Origin of the sequence: Actinomadura sp. WMMB 499, from assembly GCF_008824145.1 — a bacterium.
GTDB lineage: Bacteria > Actinomycetota > Actinomycetes > Streptosporangiales > Streptosporangiaceae > Spirillospora.
In genome coordinates this window covers 8,750,288-8,769,324 of the sequence record NZ_CP044407.1, presented here as the reverse complement: position 1 = coordinate 8,769,324, position 19,037 = coordinate 8,750,288, and the positions used below count along the sequence as shown (strand labels likewise).

The 19,037-nt window shown below is 74.9% G+C and carries 19 protein-coding genes; 12 read left to right on the top strand and 7 right to left on the bottom strand.

The annotated features are described in order from the left end of the window. Nucleotides 1-117: 117 nt before the first annotated feature. From F7P10_RS40005 to F7P10_RS39990, 4 genes are all read left to right on the top strand, one after another. Complete coding sequence (locus tag F7P10_RS40005; RefSeq protein WP_254716855.1) at nucleotides 118-954, top strand: MBL fold metallo-hydrolase; 837 nt, start codon at nucleotides 118-120, stop codon at nucleotides 952-954. A gap of 222 nt (nucleotides 955-1,176) precedes the next feature. Beyond that, on the top strand, nucleotides 1,177-1,491 hold the full coding sequence (locus tag F7P10_RS40000) for a hypothetical protein (RefSeq protein WP_151017185.1): 315 nt from the start codon (nucleotides 1,177-1,179) through the stop codon (nucleotides 1,489-1,491). Nucleotides 1,492-1,767: 276 nt separating this feature from the next. Beyond that, nucleotides 1,768-2,088, top strand: a complete 321-nt coding sequence (locus F7P10_RS39995; protein WP_151017184.1) for a helix-turn-helix transcriptional regulator — start codon at nucleotides 1,768-1,770, stop codon at nucleotides 2,086-2,088. Then, nucleotides 2,085-2,552: an SRPBCC family protein gene (locus F7P10_RS39990; protein ID WP_151017183.1), complete on the top strand. Its 468-nt coding sequence runs from the start codon at nucleotides 2,085-2,087 to the stop codon at nucleotides 2,550-2,552. The genes F7P10_RS39995 and F7P10_RS39990 overlap by 4 nt, the downstream gene beginning before the upstream one ends. A 51-nt stretch (nucleotides 2,553-2,603) precedes the next feature. On the opposite strand, the gene F7P10_RS39985 is transcribed toward F7P10_RS39990, so the two are convergent. Beyond that, nucleotides 2,604-4,184, bottom strand: a complete 1,581-nt coding sequence (locus tag F7P10_RS39985; protein WP_151017182.1) for an ABC-F family ATP-binding cassette domain-containing protein — start codon at nucleotides 4,182-4,184, stop codon at nucleotides 2,604-2,606. Nucleotides 4,185-4,256: 72 nt separating this feature from the next. On the opposite strand from F7P10_RS39985, the gene F7P10_RS39980 reads away from it, so the two are divergent. Next, complete coding sequence (locus F7P10_RS39980; protein ID WP_151017181.1) at nucleotides 4,257-4,916, top strand: TetR/AcrR family transcriptional regulator; 660 nt, start codon at nucleotides 4,257-4,259, stop codon at nucleotides 4,914-4,916. A 12-nt stretch (nucleotides 4,917-4,928) separates the two neighbouring features. Here F7P10_RS39980 and F7P10_RS42970 read toward each other — a convergent pair whose 3' ends face one another. The 4 genes from F7P10_RS42970 to F7P10_RS39965 form a co-directional block, all read right to left on the bottom strand. Next, on the bottom strand, nucleotides 4,929-6,209 hold the full coding sequence (locus F7P10_RS42970) for a PHB depolymerase family esterase (protein ID WP_176611830.1): 1,281 nt from the start codon (nucleotides 6,207-6,209) through the stop codon (nucleotides 4,929-4,931). A 278-nt stretch (nucleotides 6,210-6,487) separates the two neighbouring features. Continuing rightward, nucleotides 6,488-6,943 (bottom strand): NUDIX domain-containing protein, encoded by a 456-nt coding sequence (locus F7P10_RS39975; protein WP_151017180.1) that lies wholly within the window; start codon nucleotides 6,941-6,943, stop codon nucleotides 6,488-6,490. Beyond that, a complete protein-coding gene (locus F7P10_RS39970; protein WP_151017179.1) occupies nucleotides 6,940-7,590 on the bottom strand; it encodes a response regulator transcription factor in 651 nt (216 codons plus the stop codon). Before F7P10_RS39970 ends, F7P10_RS39975 begins: the two co-directional genes overlap by 4 nt. Next, the gene (locus F7P10_RS39965) at nucleotides 7,578-8,804 is read right to left on the bottom strand and encodes a sensor histidine kinase (RefSeq protein WP_151017178.1); all 1,227 of its coding nucleotides are present in this window, start codon (nucleotides 8,802-8,804) and stop codon (nucleotides 7,578-7,580) included. Before F7P10_RS39965 ends, F7P10_RS39970 begins: the two co-directional genes overlap by 13 nt. 180 nt (nucleotides 8,805-8,984) lie before the next feature. On the opposite strand from F7P10_RS39965, the gene F7P10_RS39960 reads away from it, so the two are divergent. The 5 genes from F7P10_RS39960 (at nucleotide 8,985) to F7P10_RS39950 (ending at nucleotide 13,635) form a co-directional block, all read left to right on the top strand. Further along, nucleotides 8,985-9,719 carry an ABC transporter ATP-binding protein gene (locus F7P10_RS39960; protein WP_254716854.1) on the top strand — a complete coding sequence of 245 codons (735 nt, stop codon included), beginning with the start codon at nucleotides 8,985-8,987 and terminating at the stop codon, nucleotides 9,717-9,719. After that, on the top strand, nucleotides 9,716-12,208 hold the full coding sequence (locus tag F7P10_RS39955) for an ABC transporter permease (RefSeq protein WP_151017177.1): 2,493 nt from the start codon (nucleotides 9,716-9,718) through the stop codon (nucleotides 12,206-12,208). Before F7P10_RS39960 ends, F7P10_RS39955 begins: the two co-directional genes overlap by 4 nt. A gap of 32 nt (nucleotides 12,209-12,240) precedes the next feature. After that, nucleotides 12,241-12,414 (top strand): hypothetical protein, encoded by a 174-nt coding sequence (locus F7P10_RS42965; protein ID WP_176611829.1) that lies wholly within the window; start codon nucleotides 12,241-12,243, stop codon nucleotides 12,412-12,414. 41 nt (nucleotides 12,415-12,455) lie between these two features. Continuing rightward, nucleotides 12,456-12,629: a hypothetical protein gene (locus F7P10_RS42960; protein ID WP_176611828.1), complete on the top strand. Its 174-nt coding sequence runs from the start codon at nucleotides 12,456-12,458 to the stop codon at nucleotides 12,627-12,629. Nucleotides 12,630-12,756: 127 nt separating this feature from the next. Then, complete coding sequence (locus F7P10_RS39950) at nucleotides 12,757-13,635, top strand: DUF4253 domain-containing protein (protein ID WP_151017176.1); 879 nt, start codon at nucleotides 12,757-12,759, stop codon at nucleotides 13,633-13,635. 63 nt (nucleotides 13,636-13,698) lie between these two features. Here F7P10_RS39950 and F7P10_RS39945 read toward each other — a convergent pair whose 3' ends face one another. After that, nucleotides 13,699-14,301, bottom strand: coding sequence for a TetR/AcrR family transcriptional regulator (locus F7P10_RS39945; protein ID WP_254716262.1), 603 nt, complete (start codon nucleotides 14,299-14,301; stop codon nucleotides 13,699-13,701). A 77-nt stretch (nucleotides 14,302-14,378) separates the two neighbouring features. Here F7P10_RS39945 and F7P10_RS39940 point away from each other — a divergent pair, with 77 nt between their 5' ends. Together F7P10_RS39940 and F7P10_RS39935 are read left to right on the top strand one after the other, a co-directional pair. Then, on the top strand, nucleotides 14,379-15,524 hold the full coding sequence (locus F7P10_RS39940; RefSeq protein ID WP_151017175.1) for an acyl-CoA dehydrogenase family protein: 1,146 nt from the start codon (nucleotides 14,379-14,381) through the stop codon (nucleotides 15,522-15,524). Between the two features lie 138 nt (nucleotides 15,525-15,662). Next, on the top strand, nucleotides 15,663-16,802 hold the full coding sequence (locus F7P10_RS39935; RefSeq protein ID WP_151017174.1) for a hypothetical protein: 1,140 nt from the start codon (nucleotides 15,663-15,665) through the stop codon (nucleotides 16,800-16,802). A gap of 21 nt (nucleotides 16,803-16,823) precedes the next feature. On the opposite strand, the gene F7P10_RS39930 is transcribed toward F7P10_RS39935, so the two are convergent. After that, complete coding sequence (locus F7P10_RS39930; RefSeq protein WP_151017173.1) at nucleotides 16,824-18,899, bottom strand: ATP-binding SpoIIE family protein phosphatase; 2,076 nt, start codon at nucleotides 18,897-18,899, stop codon at nucleotides 16,824-16,826. Nucleotides 18,900-19,037: the final 138 nt, after the last annotated feature.

The window sequence follows — 19,037 nt, the reverse complement described above, 5'->3', positions numbered from 1 at the left end:
CCGAACATAGGCATCGAGGCAAACGCTATTAGCCCGAGCCCCCGCGTTCGCCTACTGTTCCGATCACTCCCGCACCGTTCGGGCGGGTGGACGACCGTGAACCGAGGGGCCGTGAGCATGGAGACTGCCGCACCACCGGCACTGGACCTCGGCGGGGTCACGGTCACGTGGCTGGAGGACATCGGGGCCATGTCCTTCGCCGCCGCGGACCTGCTGCCCGAGGACCGGGACGGCGCGGGGACCGACCTCGAGCTGACGTTCGGCGGCTACCTGATCGCGACGGGCACCGAGAACGTGCTCGTCGACGCGGGCGTCGGCGACGGAAAGGCCCGGTCGCGGCCCGGCTGGGACCACCGGTCCGCGAACGCCCTGCCCCGGGCGCTCGAACGCGCCGGCGTCGCCCCCGCGGACGTCGGCACCGTCCACCTCACCCACCTGCACGCCGACCACGTCGGCTGGTGCACCCGGCGGGACGGCGACTCGTGGACGCCCGTGTTCCCCCGGGCCCGCCACCAGGTGCTGGCCGCCGAACTGCGCTGGGCCGGCGAGGGCGTCGCCCGCGACCCGGGGTTCCTGTACGGCTCGTACGAGGACAGCGTCCGGCCGCTGGTCCCGCACGGCCTGCTGGACGCGGTCGACGACGGGCACCGGCCCGCCGGCCCGATCGAGGTGCGGGCGGTACCCGGGCACACGCCCGGTTCGTCGGTCGTGATCGTCCGGGGGACGCGCGACACCGCCGTCCTGTCGGGCGACCTGATCCACCATCCGCGCCAGTTCGCCGGCCCGCTGGTCTGCTCGCGGTTCTGCGTCGACCGGGCGGCGTCCGCACGGGTCCGGCGCGAAGTCCTGGGATGGGTCGCCGAGCACGACGCCGTCCTCATGCCCGCGCACTTCGGCTGGGGACGCGTAGCGGCCGAGGGCGACCGGTTCCGGTACCGCCCGATCCCGCGCTGACGCCGTAAACCCGAGCCACCCCGAGTCACCGGGCCGGTCGCGCGGGGGACGCGCGCAGGGCATCGCTCTTCCCGGCGCGCAGCGGGGGCGGCCGGGTGTCCGGCATGCCCGGACGATCGCGGAACTCGGGAGGTCGCCAGAATCTTCACCATGTGGACCAGAAGGCGCCGTGGCTCCGTCCCCTCCCCGGCTGAGCACATCACCGCGCCCCTCAAAGAGAACATGCCCAAGGCCGGCGACTTCAGCTTCGAGGCCATCCAGGAGCTGGGCAATCCGGTTCCCATGCTGGTGCGGAACGACGGTGACGAGTTGCTGGAACTGTGGCTGGAGCCGTTCGGCCAGGACTACTGGCTCCGACCCGGCGAGGCGGTCGTGGTCACCTCGTACGGACGCTGGTCCGATCAACCCTTCCAGGTCACCCATGAGCCACGACGCATCGAGGTCTGGGCGACCTCCTGGTTCGCCACGGTCTCCGACGGAGACGGGAACGAGGTGCCCGGAGGCCACCAGCGCCCGGAAGGCAAGTACGAGTCCTGAACGCGGCCGCGGGCCCGCCCGCGGCCGCGTCGCGCATCCACCGCTGGAGCGCGGGAGCGGGATCAAGGGCGGGCGGCCGTCGGCCGCATCCGACACGGCCGGGCCATGGGACGTGGACGTCCCGGCCCGCCGGACCTTCGCCTCGCACCGCGCCCGGCATCTGCCTGCGGGCGTGCGGCGAACCCCGCCGGGCGAGGAGCCCATGCCGATTCCTCCCCTGATTTCGCGGGTTATGTAACTTGTGCTTTACGTAGCATGTCGGTTACAAAGGACTCCATGAGCCAGAGTGTGTTCGAGGCGCTGGTCGATCCGCACCGGCGACGCCTGCTGGAACTCGTGGCCGAGCGGGAGCGCAGTGCGGGCGAACTGGCCGCAGAGTTCGGGATCAGCCGCCCGGCGGTCTCCCGGCATCTGCGGGTACTGCGGGAGGCCGGGCTGGTGAGCCGGCGGGGCGACGCGCAGCGCCGGCTCTACCGGCTCGACCCGGCGCCGCTTGGCGAGATCACCGGCTGGATCGAGCACACCCGCGACAACTGGGCGCGACGCCTGGACGCGCTGGAACGGCACCTGGACGACCTGGGGAGTGAGGACACGTGAACGATCGCGGCACCCTGACCGAAGCCTCCGACGGCTGGCGGATCCGGTTCGAGCGGCGGCTGCCGCACCCGCCGGAACGCGTGTGGCGGGCGCTCTCCGACCCCGGGCAGCAGGGCGCGTGGATGCCCGGGGTCCGGATCGAGCCCCGGGTCGGCGGGGCGGTCGTGTACGACTTCGGGGATGAGGGGCGCGCCGACGGCGAGGTCCTCGCGGTCGAGCAGGGCAAGCTGCTGGAGCACTCGTGGACGTGGCCGGACGAGCCGCGCGCGGTCGTCCGCTGGGAGTTGCGGCCCGACGGCGACGGCACCCTGCTCACGCTGCTGCACCGCCCGCTGCGCGTGGAGCCCGCGCGCGTCTACTGCGTGGGCTGGCACGCCATGCTCGACGCGCTGGACGTCGTCCTGGACGGCGGCACGCCCGCGGACGCCGACTACGCGGCGCTCGACGCCCTCTACCAGGACTGACGCGCCGCAGGCCTGGCGAGCGAGCACCGTCTCACGGCGGCCGGTGACCGGCTACTCGCGCCAGACGGGTTCGCCGGACTCGCGGACGCGGCCGTCCGACGCGAAGATCAGGTGGCGGTCGAAGTCGTCGGCGAACCAGCGGTCGTGCGTGACGGCGAGGACCGTGCCCTCGAACGACCGCAAGCCCTCCTGCAGGGCTTCGGCGCTGGCGAGGTCGAGGTTGTCGGTGGGCTCGTCCAGCAGGAGGAGCGTCGCGCCGGAGAGTTCGAGCAGCAGGATCTGCAGGCGGGCCTGCTGGCCGCCGGAGAGGGTCTCGAACGGGCGGGAGCCCGCGGGCGCCAGTTCGTAGCGGGCCAGCGCCGCCATCGCGTCGTTGCGGGTGAGCGCGTTCTCCGCGGTGACGATCTCCGCGGGCGTCCGGGCGTGCAGGTCGGGGCGAGCGTGCGTCTGGACGAAGTGGCCGGGGCGGACGCGCGCCCCGAGCCGGACGTCACCCGTGTGCAAGACGTCCTCGCCCGCGAGCAGTCGCAGGAACGTGGACTTGCCCGACCCGTTGGAGCCCAGCACCGCGATGCGCTCGCCGTACCAGACCTCGAGGTCGAACGGGCGGGTCAGCCCGGTGAGGGCGAGGGACGAGCAGGTGAGAGCGCGTTTGCCGGTGCGGCCGCCGCGAAGCCGCATCCGCAGGTTCTGGTCCTTGGGCGCGCTCCGGGGCGGCCCCGCCTCCTCGAAGCGCCGCAGCCGGGTGCGTGCGGCCCGGTACGAGGACGCCACCGCGTCGTTGTTCGCCGCGCGCCGCCGGAGCGTGTCCGCGACCCCCTTCAGGCGGGCGTGCTCCTCCTTCCAGCGCCGCGTCCGCTCGTGCAGCCGTTCCGTTCGCTCACGCCTGGCCCGCGCGTATCCCGCGAAGCCGCCCCCGTGCACCCACACGTCGCGGGACTCCACGGTGACGATGCGGTCGGCGGTGTCGGCGAGGAGACGCCGGTCGTGCGAGACGAGCAGGACCGTCTTCGCGCTGGCGCGCAGCCGCCCGGCCAGCCACTCCTTGGCCGGGACGTCGAGGTAGTTGTCCGGCTCGTCGAGCAGGAGGACCTCGTCCGGGCCGCGCAGCAGGGCCTCCAGGACGAGCCTTTTCTGCTCACCGCCGGACAGGGTCCCCACCCCGCGCGGTCCGGCTCGGTCGAGCGACAGCCCGAGCGCGGCGGTGGTGCAGGCGTCCCAGACGACCTCGATGTCGTAGCCGCCCGCGTCGGCGTGGTCGGTGATCGCCCGCGCGTAGGCGAGCTGGCTCCGTTCGTCCTCGCCGAGCGCGTTCTCCGCGTCGGCCAGCGCCGCCGCCGTCTCCCGGACGCGGCCGGGCGCGACCGACAGCAGGAGGTCGCGCACGGTGCGGCCGTCCCGGACGCCGCCGATGAACTGCCGCATCACACCGAGCCCGCCGCTGCCGGTCACCACTCCCCCGGCGGGCCGGACGTCGCCCGCGATCAGGCGCAGCAGCGTCGTCTTGCCCGCACCGTTGGGGCCGACGAGCGCCGCCTTCACACCGTCGCCGACGCGGAACGACACGTCGTCGAGCAGGAGCCGCCCGCCCGGCGGCGCGTACGTCAGCCGGCTCACCTCGATGTGCCCCACACGTCTCCTCGTACAACGTTCGAGTAACTAGACCGTTGATCTGCAACCCGTCCAATGTACTAGCCTGAGCGCGTGGTCGACAGTGTGTGGTTGCGGGAGGAGCGGCGCGGGACGGCGCCGCTGACGCGGGAGCGGATCGTCGCGGAGGCGGTCGCGCTGCTCGACGCGGAGGGCGCCGGACGGCTGACGATGCGGCGGCTCGCCGAGCGGCTCGGGACCGGCTCGACGACCCTGTACTGGCACGTCGACACCAAGCACGACGTCGTGGACCTCGCCTTGGACGCGATCTTCGGGGAGGTCGCCCTGCCGCCGTCCACGGGCGACTGGCGCGCCGAGGTCACCGCGCTGCTGCGCGGCTGGCGGAGCGCGATGCTTCGGCACCCGTGGTCGGCCGAGGTCCTCGGCCGACCGCTGCTGGGACCGAACGTGCTGGCGCGGACCGAGTTCCTGCACGCGGCGCTCGTCCGCGCGGGGTTCGTGGGGGCCGATCTGGTCGCCGCCGCCTACGCGCTGTCCAACCACGTCATCGGGTCGGCGCTGATGCAGGCGGGTTCCGGTGCCGCCGAGGAGGCCGCGGAGAGGAGCGCCGCGGACGAGCTTCTGGCGCGGCGCCGCGAGGAGTACCCGACGCTCGCCTCCCGCGGCCATCCGAGCGGCAACGACTGGGACGACGCGTTCGACCGGGGGCTCGGATTCCTCCTCGACGGGATGGCCGGGAACGCGCGCCCCTGACGCCGCCGCGCGTCAGGGGAGGCGGTGGCGGGAGACGAAGTCCCAGATCACGGCGTTGGCGTCGATGTCGTAGGTGGTCCCGCCGAGGAACGGGCCGAGGAACGGCGTTCCGCCGGGCCAGTTGTGCCCGCCGCCCTTGATCTCGTAGAGGGTGACGGGGGCGCCGGACGGGCAGCCGGGATGGTCATGGCGGACGACGGTGGTGTTGTCGTCGGGCGCGATGTCGGGCAGGGGCGTGGCGACGCTCTCGGTGCCGCAGCCGTTGTTGCGCAGCCAGAACTCGAGCGCGGGCCGCACCGTGCCGTAGGGAACCACGAAGTCGCCGTCGCCGTGGACGAGGACGATCGGGACGTGCCGGCCGGGCGCGCAGGCGCCGGGGTCGTTGAGCTGGCCGGCGACGGGGGCGTAGGCGGCGAACCGCTCGTTCTCGCAGGCCATCTTGCTGGTGAAGAACCCGCCGTTGCTCATCCCGGACGCGTACAGGCGCCGGGGATCGGCGTTGAACCGGTCGACGAGGATGTCCTGGAGGCGCCGCACGAAGCCGGGATCGTCGACGTCGGGGCCCGGCGTGCCGCCGAGGACGCCCTGCCAGCCGATGCCGTGGTGCTCGGGGGTGACCATGATGAACCCGCGGGTCCGGGCGTAGTCGGCCATGCGGCCGTACCACTCGGCGATGCCCGGCGTCTCGAGCAGGCCGGGGAAGTGGAACAGCGCCGGCCGCGGGGTGCCGTCGTAGTCGTCGGGCAGGCGGAGTACGGCGTTCCGCTGCTGCCCGGCATGGGTGAAGCGGACGGCGTGGTCGCCCGGATCCGGCCGGCGGTCCCGGATCGTGAACGTGACCCGCCGGCCTGCCGCGCGGTCGCCGCTCCGGACCTCGCCCCTCCCCTCCCAGCGCACCGTCGCCGTGTCCGGGACCGTGACCCCGCCGTCGACGTCGGCGGAGATCGCCACGCCCGCGCCGGGGTCCTCGAGGGTGAACTCGCCCTTGAGGGAGAACCCCTCTCGGGCGATCTCGAAGGAGACGCTCGCGGTCCCGCCGCGGGCGCCCGGGAGCGTCCCCGTTCCCTCGATCCTGTCGGTCTCGTAGGTAGCGACGTTGTCGAGGACGGCGATGGCGCCGGACGTCAGGTCACCGGCGAGCGCGTAGGCCGGGGAACCGTCCACGGTGACGGTGACGCGGTCCCGGACGGGCGGAGCGGCGTGCGCGGTCCCCGCGGGGACCGCGGCGAGCGCCGTTCCCCCGAGCAGCGCGGCGGCGAGGGCGGACCGGAACCGGGAAGCATGCGAGGCCACGCTGTCCCCTTCCTGCCAACAGGCACTTCTGGGGTTGAGTCGCGACATGGTAAGTCCCGCCTGCGTTCGCGACCAATACACATCTGGAGCACTTTCGCACCGGTTATCTAGCCGCTCCGTACAACTTTGGCGAATAGGCCGAGGCAGGACGCGGCCCCGGCGGCTGATCGATCTCCGAAAAGAGAATCCGCTTACCGGAATGGTGCGGGACCGTACCGGCGACAGTGCGCTCTGCTGCGGCCGACTGCGAGTACGTCGCCCCCCGTGAGCGACCAGAGTCAGGGGGCGAGGGACGGCAGGTCCGCGGCGTGGCGGGCCAGGTACGCGGCGAGCGGCGCCGGGATCAGGTTCACGGACGCGAGCGCCGTCGGCGCGCAGGGGACGCGGTCGACGTCGTAGCGGCCGTTGGACGGGTCGTCGAACTCGGGGCCGTGGCGGCGGGAGAGGTCCATCGTGCGCAGGCGGCACGCGTAGAACGTCTGGACCCGGCGCAGGGCGGGCTCGAGCTCGTCGCACGCGAACACCACGCGGAGCGGCCCCGCCGTCGCGCCGAGCTCCTCGTCGAGTTCGCGGCGGAGCGCGGCCTCGTCGTCGGCGTCGTCCGGCTCGACCTTCCCGCCGGGCGTCGTCCAGTAGACGGGACGGTCCGGACGGGTGCGGCGCAGCAGGACGAGCTCGTCGCCGTCCAGCAGCAGGGCCCGCACGGCGCGGCGCACGCGGACGCCCTCGCTCATGCCCGCGCTCCCGCGTTCAGGTACGCGAGGACGGCGAGGACGCGGCGGTGCCCGCTGTCGGTGTGCGGCAGCCCGAGCTTGGCGAACACCGCGCCGATGTGCTTGCTGACCGACCGTTCGGTGATCACCAGGGTCTCGGCGATGGTCCCGTTGTCGAGGCCCTGCGCCATCAGCCCGAGGACCTCGCGCTCGCGGGGGGTGAGCGCCGACAGGGGATCCTGCCGGGCGGTCATCAGCTGCGAGACGACCTCCGGGTCGAGTGCGGTGCCGCCGGCGGCGACGCGCGACAGCGCGTCCAGGAACTCGCCGACGCGGCTCACCCGGTCCTTGAGCAGGTAGCCGATGCCCTCGGCGCCCCCGGCGAGCAGCTCGGCCGCGTACGTCTCCTCGACGTACTGCGACAGGACGAGCAGCGGCAGTCCCGGCAGCCGCTCGCGGGCCGCCACGGCGGCCCGCAGGCCCTCGTCCTTGAAGCCCGGCGGCAGCCGGACGTCCAGGACGGCCGCGTCCGGCCGGTGCTCGAGCAGCGCGGGCAGGACGTCGGGCCCGCTGCCGGCGACGGCGACGACCTCGTGGCCGTCCGAGGTCAGCAGCAGCACCAGGCCTTCCCGCAGCAGGACGTTGTCCTCCGCGATCACGATCCGCACGGCAGGTCCACGTCGAGGGTCGTCCCTTCTCCGTCGGGGCTGTGCACGCGGACGGCGCCGTCGAGCGCGGCGACCCGGCGGCGGATGCCCGCCAGGCCGCTGCCGCGCGAGGGGTCGGCGCCGCCCTTCCCATCATCCCGCACGGAGATCGCGAGCCGGTCCTCCGCCCGGCGGACGGTGACGGAGGCGCGCCGGGCGCCGCTGTGCCTGGCGACGTTGGCGAGGGCCTCGGCGACGACGAAGTAGGCGGCGGCCTCGACGGCCGCGGGGGCGCGGGCGCCGGTGCCGGAGACGTCCAGCTCGATCGGGATGGGCTGCCCGCCCGCGAGCGCCCGCAGCGCCCCGGCCAGACCCCGGTCCGACAGGATGGGCGGGTAGATGCCGCGGACGACCGTGCGGAGCTGGGTGAGGGCCTCTTCCACGCCCTCCCGGGCGTCGAGGAACAGGGCGCGGGCCGCGTCGGGATCGGTGTCGAAGCGGCGGTCGGCGAGGCCGAGGCGGAGCGCCGCGGCGACGAGCTGCGCCTGCGTCCCGTCGTGCAGGTCCCGCTCGATGCGGCGCAGTTCGGCGCCGTGCGCCTCCAGCGCCCCGGCCCGGGTCTCGGTCAGCTCCTCGACCCGCTCGGTGAGGGACGTGCTGCGGGTGGGCCGCAGCAGCAGCCTGGCGAGTTCGGCCTGCCGGCGCGCCGCCCGCGGGACGAGCCACACCAGCACGAACGCGTAGACGGCGGCCTGCACGAATGGCATCGTCAGCGCCTTCGGCCAGGAGTCGATGGTGACGAAGGCCGACTGCGAGCCCTCCGGTGCCGCCCACCACCACAGCGGCAGCGAGAGCGAGACCGGGATCCCCGGCCACAGCCCGATCGCCACCACGCCCGCGCACGTGCCGGTGAACCCGTGCGCGGCCATCCACGCGACGTCCCGCCAGGTGGCCGGGGACCGCAGCAGGGCGAGGCCCTGCCGGGCGGACGTGCCGCGCACCGGCCGGTACGGCTCGAGGATCTCGCGGTCCAGCAGCCGGCCGGCCCGGCGCCGCTCCGCGTTCGCGAGCGCGCGCAGCGGCCTGACCGCCTGCGGCAGCCACGGCAGCAGGAGCGGGAGCAGGACCAGGAAGAGCAGCAGCACCGGGAGCCCGAAGAGGGCCGGCAGCGCCGTCCGCAGGGCGGCGATGAGGCGGACGGTACCGTCCGCGGCGCTTTTCAACAGAGCGTTCATGTCACCTCGCGCCTCACCGTAAGACACCGGGAGGCACGGCGCACCGGGGCACGCTCCCAGGCCGTGGTGTAGCCCGCTACACCTTCGATCGTGTAGCGCGGGTCGATGTGGCCGGGCGGCTCCGAACCCTAGCTTCGTCCAGGTGAGACAGGGCTTCCCACGGAGGGGATCATGACGGCGATGACGGCCGGGACGACGGCCGAGGCCACCGCGGTGGCGGTGCGCATGGAGTCGGTCAGCAGGACCTACGGCGACGTGCGGGCGCTGGACGAGGTGTCCTGGACGTTCGCGCGCGGCGGGTTCACCGCCGTGATGGGGCCGTCCGGGTCGGGCAAGAGCACGTTCCTGCACTGCGCGTCCGGGCTCGACCGGCCGACCTCCGGCACCGTCCGGGTGGGCGGGGTCGACCTCGGCGGGCTCGGGGAGGCGAAGCGGACGCGGTTGCGGCGGGAGCGGATCGGGTTCGTGTTCCAGTCGTTCAACCTGGTCCCGTCGATGGACGTCGAGCAGAACATCGCGCTGCCGCTGCTGCTCGGCGGCGCCGAACCCGACGCGGACCGGCTGGCGGAGGTCGTCCGGCGGGTCGGGCTGGCGGACCGGCTGCGGCACCGCCCGGCGGAGCTGTCCGGGGGCCAGCAGCAGCGCGCCGCGATCGCCCGCGCGCTGATCACCCGTCCCGAGGTGGTGTTCGCCGACGAGCCGACCGCCGCCCTCGACCCGCGGACGGCCCGCGACGTGCTGCGGCTGCTGCGCGAGGCCGCCGACGCGACCGGGCAGACGATCGTCCTGGTCACCCACGACCCGATGGCGGCCTCGTGGGCCGACTCGGTCGTGTTCCTCAGCCGCGGCCGGATCGTCGACGAGCTGGCCGCGCCGACCGTCGCGGCCGTCATGTCCCGCTGGGAGGCGCTGTGAAGCGGGCCGCCGGGAACCTGACGAGCACGAACCGGGGCGCGTTCGCCGGGGTGTTCGCGGCGCTGCTGTTCGCCGCCGCGCTCGTCGGCACCTGCGGGGTGCTGGTGGAGTCGGCGCTGCGCGCCCACGCCCCGGTGGACCGGTACGCGGGGGCCGCGGCCGTCGTGTCCGGCCCGCCGGAGGTGGAGACGCGCGTGGACCGGCTCGGGGAGGCGCCGGCGGCGGCGAGCCGGCCGCTGCCCGGCCGGGCCCGCGTCCCGGTCGCGGCCGCGGCGCGGCTGCGGGCGGTCCCGGGCGTCCGGCAGGTCGTCGCGGACGTGTCGTTCCCGGTGGTCCGGGCGGACGGCCGGGCGCTGGCCGGGCACGGCTGGGAGTCGGCCGCTCTGAACGCCGTCGGGCCGCTGTCCGGGCGGGCGCCGCGCGCGGCGGGCGAGGTCGTGCTCGGACGGGACGCCGGGGCGCGGATCGGGGAGACGGTCCGGCTGCAGATCGACGCGAAGCCCCGGCCGTTCCGCGTGGTGGGCCTGGCCCCGTCCGGCACGGGCTCGGTGTACTTCGCGCCCGCGACGGCGGCCGCCCTGTACGCGCACCCCGGCGAGGCGGACGCCCTCGCGGTGCTGGCCGGCGACGGCCTCGACGAGGACGCGCTGCGCGCGGCCGTCCCCGGGCTCCACGTCGCCACCGGGGACGCGCGCGGCGACGTCGAGGACCCGTCGGTGGCCGCCGCCCGGCTCGACCTGTTCGAGATCGGCATGTCGATCGGCGCCGTCGCGATCATGACGGCGCTGGTGGTCGTCGGCGGGCTGATCGCCCTGTCGGTGCGGGACCGGACCCGCGAGCTGGCGCTGCTGCGGGCGGTCGGCGCGACGCCCGGCCGGGTCCGCGCCGACCTGCTGCGCGAGACGGCGCGGGCCGGGGTCCCGGCGGCGCTGCTCGGCGGGGTGCTGTCGCTCGCGTCCGGCGCCGGGGTCCTCGCCGCGATGAGGTCCGAGGGCGTCCTGCCGGACGGGTTCGGGGTGTCGATCAGCCCGCTGCCGGTCCTGGCGGCGTTCGCGATCACGATGATCGCCGCGACCGTCACCGCGCTCCTGGCGTCCCTGCGGGCGACGCGGATCCGGCCCGTGGAGGCGCTCGGCGGCGCCGACATCGAGCCCGCCGGCCTGCCCCGCCGGCGCCTCGTCGCGGGGCTGGCCTTCCTCTTCCTCGGTGTGAACGCCCTCGTGCTCTCCTTCACGGCGTCCGGGGCGACGGCGGCGTCGTCCGTGGGCGGCCTGGTCCTCGCGCTGGTCGTCGCGGCGGCGTTCCTCGGCCCGCTGCTCGCCCGCATCGGCGCCCGCTTCCTCGGCGGCGCCGTCGAGGCGGCCGTGCCCGTCGCCGGGCGGATGGCGCGGCACGCGAGCGGCGCCGCCGCGCTGCGCGCCGGGTCGATCATGACGCCCGTCGCGCTGGCCGTCGCGTTCTCCGCGACGCAGCTGTTCGCGCCCGCCACCGTCGCCCGCGCGACGCACGAGCAGGCGGCCGCCGGCACCCGGGCCGACCGCGTCCTGGTGTCCGACGGTCCGGGCCTGCCGCGCGACGTCGCGGCGGCGGCGCGCCGGGCCCCGGGCGTCACCGCGGTCACGCCGGTGAAGCGCACGACCGTCGTCATGCCGGTCCGGGAGCTGGGCGAGGAGACGCTCCTGGCGCTGGGCGCCCGCGGCGTCGGCGGCGACGTCGCCGCGACGATCGACCCGGGCGTCTCCGACGGTTCCCTGCGGGATCTGCGCGGCATGTCCGTCGCGCTCAGCGAGGGCGTCGCGGACGGCCTGGAGGTCGGGTCCACCGCGGAGCTGTGGCTCGCGGACGGGACGCGCGTCAAGCCCCGCGTGGCCGCGATCTACGAGCGGGGCCAGGGCTTCGGCGACGTCCTGCTGCCCCGCGACCTCGTCGCCGGGCACACCGGCACCCCGCTCGACGACCACGTCCTCGTCCGGACGGCTCGGCCGGGCGGGGGCGGCGCCGGCCTGGCCGGCGTCACCGCCGCCTATACCGGCGTCCGCGCGATCGACTCCGCCGCCTTCGGTGCGCGCGTGTCGCAGGAGGTGCGGCTGCAGGGCTTCATCAGCCTGGTCGTCGTCGCGGTGATCGGCGCGTTCATCGTCATCGGGCTCGTCACCACGCTCGCCCTCGCGACGGCCGCGCGGCGGCGCGAGTTCGTCCTGCTGCGGCTGGTCGGCGCGACCCGCCGCCAGGTGCTGCGGGCGCTGCGGCTCGAAGCGCTGATCGTCCTCGGCACCGGCGTGCTGACCGGGACGCTCATCGCCGCGGTCACGCTCCTGGCCTTCGCGATCGGGGTCGTCGGGGCCCCGCTGCCCGCGGTCTCGCCGGTGGCGGCCGCCGCCATCGTGCTCGGCGTCGCCGGCTCCGGCGCCGCCGCGGTCATGCTCCCGGCGCACCGGATGCTGCGCCGCCGCTCCGCCCCCACGCCCCCTGAAGCCCTGAACCACTGATCCTTCACCCCTGCCCCGGAAAGGACCGGACCATGGGAAACACCCTCCGCTGGACGCTCGTGGCGCTGCTCGTCGCCGTCAACGTCGGCACGAGCATCACCGTGCAGGACACCTGGTATGGGATCGTGATCGGCGTCGTCACCGGCGTCGCCGCGATAGCCCTCGTGGTCGACCACCTCGTCCGGGGTCGCCGCCGCACGCGCTGAGACGGCGCTCCCGCTCCCCCGTCCCCGAAAGGACCCCGCCCGTGAACACCCCCATGACGTGGATCGCCGCGATGCTGCTGGTCGCGGCCTATCTCGTGACCCGCCTCGGACTGGACGGCACGACACGGAACGTGATCGGCGCCGGCCTCGCCATCGCGGCCTTCGCCCTCGGGGCCACCGCCTTCGCCCGCGGCCGCGGGCGGGACGACGGCTGAGCGGGGCGCCGCGGGCGGGGCGCCGGGGAACCGAACCCGGCGGCCCGCCCACGCGCAACGCCCGACGCCGTTACCATCACGGAGTGCCAAGATCCCGTTGGCATGCTCTGTACCGGAACGGCGTGAAATGGATGATGTCGAGGTCCGGCACCTGCCGGGCAACCTGCCGCAGCTGTTCGCCGACGAGGCGGCCGGCGGGGCGGACGGCCGTGCGGACGGCGCGGCCGAGCGGGCGGGCGGAGCCGAGCGGACCCTGTCGGTGCCGCTGCCCGAGGGGGACGTGGTGTGGCCCGACCCCGGCTACCCGCAGCGGCAGATGCTCCTGCGGCCGGCGTTCTGGCTCAGCGACGACCCCGTCGACGGGGAGTTGTGGGCCCGGCTGCGCGGCGAGCACGAGCGGTCCGGGCTGTGGCCGCTGCTGCTCGACGAGTCCGACCAGCCCTGGGCCGCCGGGCAGATCGCACCGGAGCCGGTGTCCGAGATCGGCAACTACGTCCCCCACGCGTTCATGTACGAGGTGTGGACCGACCACGTGGACCAGGCCGTCGGCGACGACCACGACGACCTCGCCCCGTTCGGTCGGCACTGCCCCGGCCCGGCGCCGCCCGGCACGCTCCTGGACGACCCCGGCGTGATCGCCGACCGGCACGCCCGGACGATCGCCGCCCGCGCGCCCTCGCTGGGCCTGGCGGCCGTCGACCGGGGCGCCGACGCCATCGCCGCGCTGGGATGGCAGGGCGCCCTCAACCACAACGAGTGGACCGCGCCCCTGGCCGCCGTCCTGCGCGGCTGGGAGGACCGCTTCGGCGCCCGCGTGATCGGTCTCGGCTTCAACACGCTCGAGCTGAGCGTCGCGGCGCCGCCCGTCACGACGCGGCACGCCGTCCACGTCGCGGCCGAGCACTGGGCGTTCTGCCCCGACATCCTGTTCCAGGGGCCCGGCACCCTGGCCGGGTACGCCGAGGAGATCCGCGGCAAGACCTGGTGGTCGTTCTGGTGGGACTGACCTTCGCCCGGCCCGGACCCCGGCGTCGGGGCCGCCAGCGTCGGGGCCGCCGGCGTCCGGGCGTCAGGACGTACGGGCGCCCAGCATCCGCAGGCACAGGTGGGCCGTCAGGGCGCCGACGTCCTCGGGGGTGCGCGCGCCCTCGGGCCGGTACCAGCGGCACACGTCGATGGCGAGCGACGACATCGCGCGGGCGGTGCCCTCGACGTCCGCCACGTCGAACTCCCCCGCCGCCGCACCGGACCGCACCTCGTCGCGGACGAGCGCGCGGACGCGGCGGCGCAGGACCGCGATGCGTTCGGCGTGCGGCGGCCGGAGGGCGCCGAGCTCGTTCTGGATGACGCGGGCGGCGCGGTGGTGCCGGGCGTGCCAGCACGCGAACGCGTACATCAGGGCCCGCACCCGCGCGGCGGGCCCCGCGACGCCGTCCACGGCGTCCTCCAGCTCCGCCAGGACGGACTCGTGCACGGTCAGCGCGATCTGGAACAGCAGGTCGGCCTTGGTGCGGTAGTGCACGTAGAGGGCGCCCGCGCTCATCCCCGCCCCGGCCGTGATGTGCCGGGTGGACGTGCCGTGGTACCCGAGTTCGCCGAAGGAGTCGACGGCCGCGCGCAGCAGCCGTCCCGCGGCGTCCGGCGGCACCGCGTCCCACATGTCGGAGCCCATGCACCGATCCTAAGCGACCGCTCAGTAGACTGGCCGCATCTTTTCCGCTCTTCTCCGCCGACACCAGGAGGATCCACATGCGGCGCACCGTCTTCGAGGCCGACCACGACCTGTTCAGGGAGTCCGTGAGGGAGTTCGTCGAGCGGACGCTCCTCCCCCTGGACGAGGACATCCGCAATGAGCGGATGCTCAGGCGCGAGGTGTGGCTGGAGGCCGGCCGGCAGGGCTTCCTCGGCATGCAGGTGCCCGCGGAGTACGGCGGCCAGGACGCCGGCGACTTCCGGTTCAACGCGGTGATCGGCGAGGAGCTGGCCCGCGTCGCGGTCGCCTACAACTCGATCTTCAGCATCCACATCGACATCTGCGCCCCGTACCTGCTGGAGCTGGCGACGGACGCGGCGAAGAAGAAGTGGCTGCCGGGCTTCTGCAGCGGCGAGACGATCACCGCGATCGGGATGACCGAGCCGTCCGGCGGGTCGGACCTCGCGGCGCTGAAGACGACGGCGGTGCGCAACGGCGACGAGTGGGTGATCAACGGGTCGAAGACGTTCATCACCAACGGCGGCCACGCCGACCTGGTGATCGTCGCGGCGAAGACCGACCCCGAGCGCGGCGCCAAGGGCATCACGCTGTTCGGCGTCGAGGCGGGAACGCCCGGGTTCGGCCGCGGCACCAAGCTGGACAAGGTCGGGCAGCCCGAGGCCGACACCTCCGAGCTGTTCTTCGAGAACGTCCGCGTCCCGGACTCGCACGTGATCGGCGAGCTGAACCGGGGGTTCGTCCACATGATGGAGCGGCTCTCGCAGGAGCGGCTGTCGTGCGCGATCGGGAACGTGGCGCACGCGCGCGGCGTCCTGGACGAGACGATCGCGTACGTGAAGGAGCGCAAGGCGTTCGGGCAGCCGATCGGCGCGTTCCAGCACAACAAGTTCCTGGTCGCCGAGCTGATCACCAAGCTGGACGTGGCGCAGGCGTTCGTGGACCAGTGCCTCGCGGCGCACGTCGCCGGGGAGCTGGGCGCGGTGGACGCGTCCAAGGCCAAGTACTGGTCGTCGGACGTGCAGAACCAGATCATCGACGGTTGCGTGCAGTTGTTCGGCGGCTACGGCTACATGCGCGAGTACCGGGTCGCGCGGGCGTGGATGGACGCCCGGGTCACCCGCATCTGGGCGGGCTCCAACGAGATCATGAAGGAGATCATCGGCCGCGACGCCGGGCTGTAGAGCGCCGTCGCGGAGGGCGGTTCCGTCCCGCCGCCCGCTCCCCTACGATGCGGCGGAGGGACGGGCGGGGCGGACGGGCGGGACCGCCCGCGCGGACGGGACGGGGGCTCGATGCGGCGTGCGGCCAGGGCGTTGCCCGTGATCGTCGGGGCGGCCGTCGGCGCCACCCTCGTGACCGACGTCGCGCTGCTGCTGTCGGGGCACCTGGAACCGCCCGGCCGGCCCGCGACACCGGCCGCGCCCGGGAACCTGGTCTCGGTCGCGCGGGGCGCGGCGCCGCCGCCCCCGGTCGTCGCGCCGCTCTCCGCGCGCCGGACCGCCGACCTGCTGGTCGCGGGGGAGGCGGCGCTGCCGGGCACCGCCGTGGAGCGCGCCCGGGAGCTGACGGGCGTCACCGGCCTCACGGTCGTGGACGCCGCGAACGCGCGGGTCGGCGGGAAGCGGCTCGGCCTCCTCGGGGTCGACCCGTCGCAGTTCCGGGCGTTCACCCCGAGCAGGACAGCCGAGTCCGACCAGCTGTGGCGGACGATCGCCTCCGGCGGTATGGCCGTGTCGTTCGAGCGCGGCCGCGACCGCGAGCTCCCGCTGGGCACGGTCGTCCCGGCGGGCGGGAGCACCGGCGACGGCCGGGTGCGGGTCGGCGCGTACGCCTCGCTCGGGATCGACGACGTCGACGCCGTCGTCTCCCGGGAGCAGGCGCGGGCCCTCGGCCTGCCGAGCGGGAACGGGCTGGTGGTGAGCGCGCCGAAGGCCGACCTGGAGAAGCTCGCCGGGAGGCTGCGGAAGGTGCTGCCGGACGGTACGAAGGTCGCGCGGCTGCGGGCCTCCCGCACGTCCGGGAACGAGGGCTCGAGCGACCGGCCGCGGGTGACGGGACGTCCCGACGGCGCGCGCGGCGACAGCACGCCGATCACCGGCAACCGGATGACCCCCACGATGCGGACGCTGCTGCTGGAGATCAACTCGGTGTTCGGCCCGTTCCCGGCCATCGGCTGCTTCCGCAGCACCGCCGACGCGCAGGACCACGGGGACGGCCGCGCCTGCGACTTCATGCAGAGCACCGGCGGCGCGATGCCGAGCGCGTCGGCGCTGCGGCACGGCGACCAGGTCGCCGCGTACGCCGTCGCGAACGCCGGACGGCTCGGCGTGTCCTACGTGATCTGGCGGCAGCGGATCTGGAACGCCGCCCGCGCCGGTGAGGGGTGGCGGCCGATGGAGGACCGCGGGAGCCTCACCCAGAACCACCACGACCACGTGCACATCTCGGTGCTGCGCTGACGTCCCGGCGCGCCTCCCCTCCTACGGAAGCTCCTGCTCGCACCAGACGGCCTTGCCGCCGGGCGTGCGGCGGACGCCCCAGCGGCGCGCGAGACGTCCGACGACGTGCAGGCCGCGCCCGGCGTCGGCCATGGCACCGCCCTCGCCCGGCTCCCCGCCGCCGTCCCCGTCCCCGTCCCCGGCGGCCGGCGGGCCGGCCCCGCCCGCGCCTCCGCCGGCCGGTTCCTCGTGGTGGCGGACGCGCGGCCGCCCGTCGGACCGGTCGAACACCTCGCAGACCAGCCCGCCCTCGCGGACGAGCCGCAGCACGAGCCGTCCGGAGGTGTGCCGGATCGCGTTGGTGACCAGCTCGGACGCCACCAGGACGGTCGAGTCCGCGAGCTCGTCGAGGCCCCAGCGGGCCAGCCGGTCGCGGACCAGTCCACGCGCGCGGCGCACGGCGGCCGGGTCGGCGGGGAGTTCCCAGGAGGCGTGCCGGTCCTCGGGGATCCGCGCGAGCCGCGCCACGAGGATGGCGATGTCGTCGCGGTGCTGGTCGTCGTAGACGCCGTCGAGCGCGTCCTGGCACAGCTCGTCCAGCGGGCGGGCGGCGGCGCCGGGACCGAGGATGCGGCGCAGCCCGGCGAGCCCGTCGTCGATGTCGCGGGCGCGGTTCTCCACCAGGCCGTCGGTGTAGAGGAACAGCAGGGTGCCGTCCTCGACGGTGAACTCGCGGCTGACGATGGGGCCGTCGCCGACGCCGAGCGGCGGTGCGGGCGGGACGTCCAGGTAGGTCGAGGCGCCGCCGGGCGGGACGAGCAGCGGCGGCAGGTGCCCGGCGCTGGCGACCTCGCAGCGGCCGCTGACCGCGTCGTAGACGACCCAGGCGCAGGTGGCGAAGTGGGGCTCGCGCTCGCCGAGGGTGCTCATCAGCGAGTCGAGCCGTTCCAGCGCCTCGGCGGGCGGCAGCTCCAGCCCGGCGAGGGTGTGGATGGCGGTGCGCAGCCGCCCCATGGTGACCGCGGCCTTGACGCCGTGCCCGGCGACGTCGCCCACGACCAGCGCGACGCGGGCGCCGGGCAGCGCGATCGACTCGTACCAGTCGCCGCCGACCTCGATCATCCGGCTGCCCGGCAGGTAGCGGTGGTGGACCTCCACCGTCGACGGCGCCGACAGGCCGGTCGGCAGGAGGCTGCGCTGCAGGGTGAGCGCGGTCGCGCGCTCCCGCGAGTAGCGGCGGGCGTTCTCCACGAAGGTGGACGCGCGGGCGGCGAACGCCTGGCCGACCTGGGCGTCGTAGGGGTCGAACGGGCGGTGTGCGGTGTTGCGGGTGCAGACGAAGAAGCCGAGCACCCCCGCCGGGGAGGTGATCGGCAGCAGCAGCATGGACGCGCCCTTGAGCAGGTCGGCGACCGGCGGGCGGCGCCAGTCGGCGGCGCTGTGGGCCGCCTCCTCGTCGAAGGAGGCGAAGACGGGCTCGCCGGACTCGACGCACTGCGCGAACGGGGTGCCCGACGGGTACGCGATCGTCTCGCCGGTCGGGAACGCGGCGTCCCAGCCGGGGTCGCCGTCGTCGAAGCCGATGGCCATCCGGCGCAGCGGCGGACCGCCCGGCCCGGCGGGCGGCTCCTCCTCGTCGAGGTGGCTCTCCAGCAGCATCAGCGCGCCGGAGTTGCAGAAGTGCGGGACGAGCACGTCCATCAGCCCGCGCGCCAGCAGTTCGAGGTCGAGGGTGGAGCCGACGCGGGGCAGGCCGTCGTCCAGCAGCGCCCGGCGGATCACGGCCGGGTCGGCGAACCGGTCGGCGAGCGGCACCGGCACCTTGATCACCGCGAGCGCGGCGAGGTCGGGCGCGCCGCCGCTCATCGGGTGCACGGTGACGACCGCGTCGAGCACGGCGCCCTCGGCCGTCTCCAGGGCGAGCATCGCGGTGCGCTCCCGTCCGGCGCGGGCCGCCTCCAGCAGCGGCTCGCGCGCGCCGGGGATCACCTCGTCCAGCCCGGCGCCGAGCAGGCCGTCCGGATCCGCGGACAGAACTGCTGCGGCGTTCCGGTCGAACTGGAGTATTCTCCCTGCCCAATCCAGGCCGAGAATCAAAATCCGGGTGGACGACTCCATCGGTCGATTATGGAACATCGGGGCGCGGCGTGCGGCCGATACCGCGACCCGGGCGGCCCGAAATTCCCGCCGCCGCGGTCACTCCGGCCCCCGGACCCGCACTGACCTGGGGTGGGGAATTCAGCGCGGCGGCGCGCC

What these genes read in the sequence shown, in the direction of transcription:
- F7P10_RS39995 (WP_151017184.1), top strand. Translation starts at nt 1,768, where the DNA reads ATGAGCCAGAGTGTGTTCGAGGCGCTGGTCGATCCGCACCGGCGACGC.
- F7P10_RS42965 (WP_176611829.1), top strand. Translation starts at nt 12,241, where the DNA reads ATGGGAAACACCCTCCGCTGGACGCTCGTGGCGCTGCTCGTCGCCGTC.
- F7P10_RS40000 (WP_151017185.1), top strand. Translation starts at nt 1,177, where the DNA reads ATGCCCAAGGCCGGCGACTTCAGCTTCGAGGCCATCCAGGAGCTGGGC.
- F7P10_RS39930 (WP_151017173.1), bottom strand. Translation starts at nt 18,899, where the DNA reads ATGGAGTCGTCCACCCGGATTTTGATTCTCGGCCTGGATTGGGCAGGG.
- F7P10_RS40005 (WP_254716855.1), top strand. Translation starts at nt 118, where the DNA reads ATGGAGACTGCCGCACCACCGGCACTGGACCTCGGCGGGGTCACGGTC.
- F7P10_RS39975 (WP_151017180.1), bottom strand. Translation starts at nt 6,943, where the DNA reads ATGAGCGAGGGCGTCCGCGTGCGCCGCGCCGTGCGGGCCCTGCTGCTG.
- F7P10_RS39960 (WP_254716854.1), top strand. Translation starts at nt 8,985, where the DNA reads ATGACGGCCGGGACGACGGCCGAGGCCACCGCGGTGGCGGTGCGCATG.
- F7P10_RS39940 (WP_151017175.1), top strand. Translation starts at nt 14,379, where the DNA reads ATGCGGCGCACCGTCTTCGAGGCCGACCACGACCTGTTCAGGGAGTCC.
- F7P10_RS39950 (WP_151017176.1), top strand. Translation starts at nt 12,757, where the DNA reads ATGGATGATGTCGAGGTCCGGCACCTGCCGGGCAACCTGCCGCAGCTG.
- F7P10_RS39945 (WP_254716262.1), bottom strand. Translation starts at nt 14,301, where the DNA reads ATGGGCTCCGACATGTGGGACGCGGTGCCGCCGGACGCCGCGGGACGG.
- F7P10_RS39965 (WP_151017178.1), bottom strand. Translation starts at nt 8,804, where the DNA reads ATGAACGCTCTGTTGAAAAGCGCCGCGGACGGTACCGTCCGCCTCATC.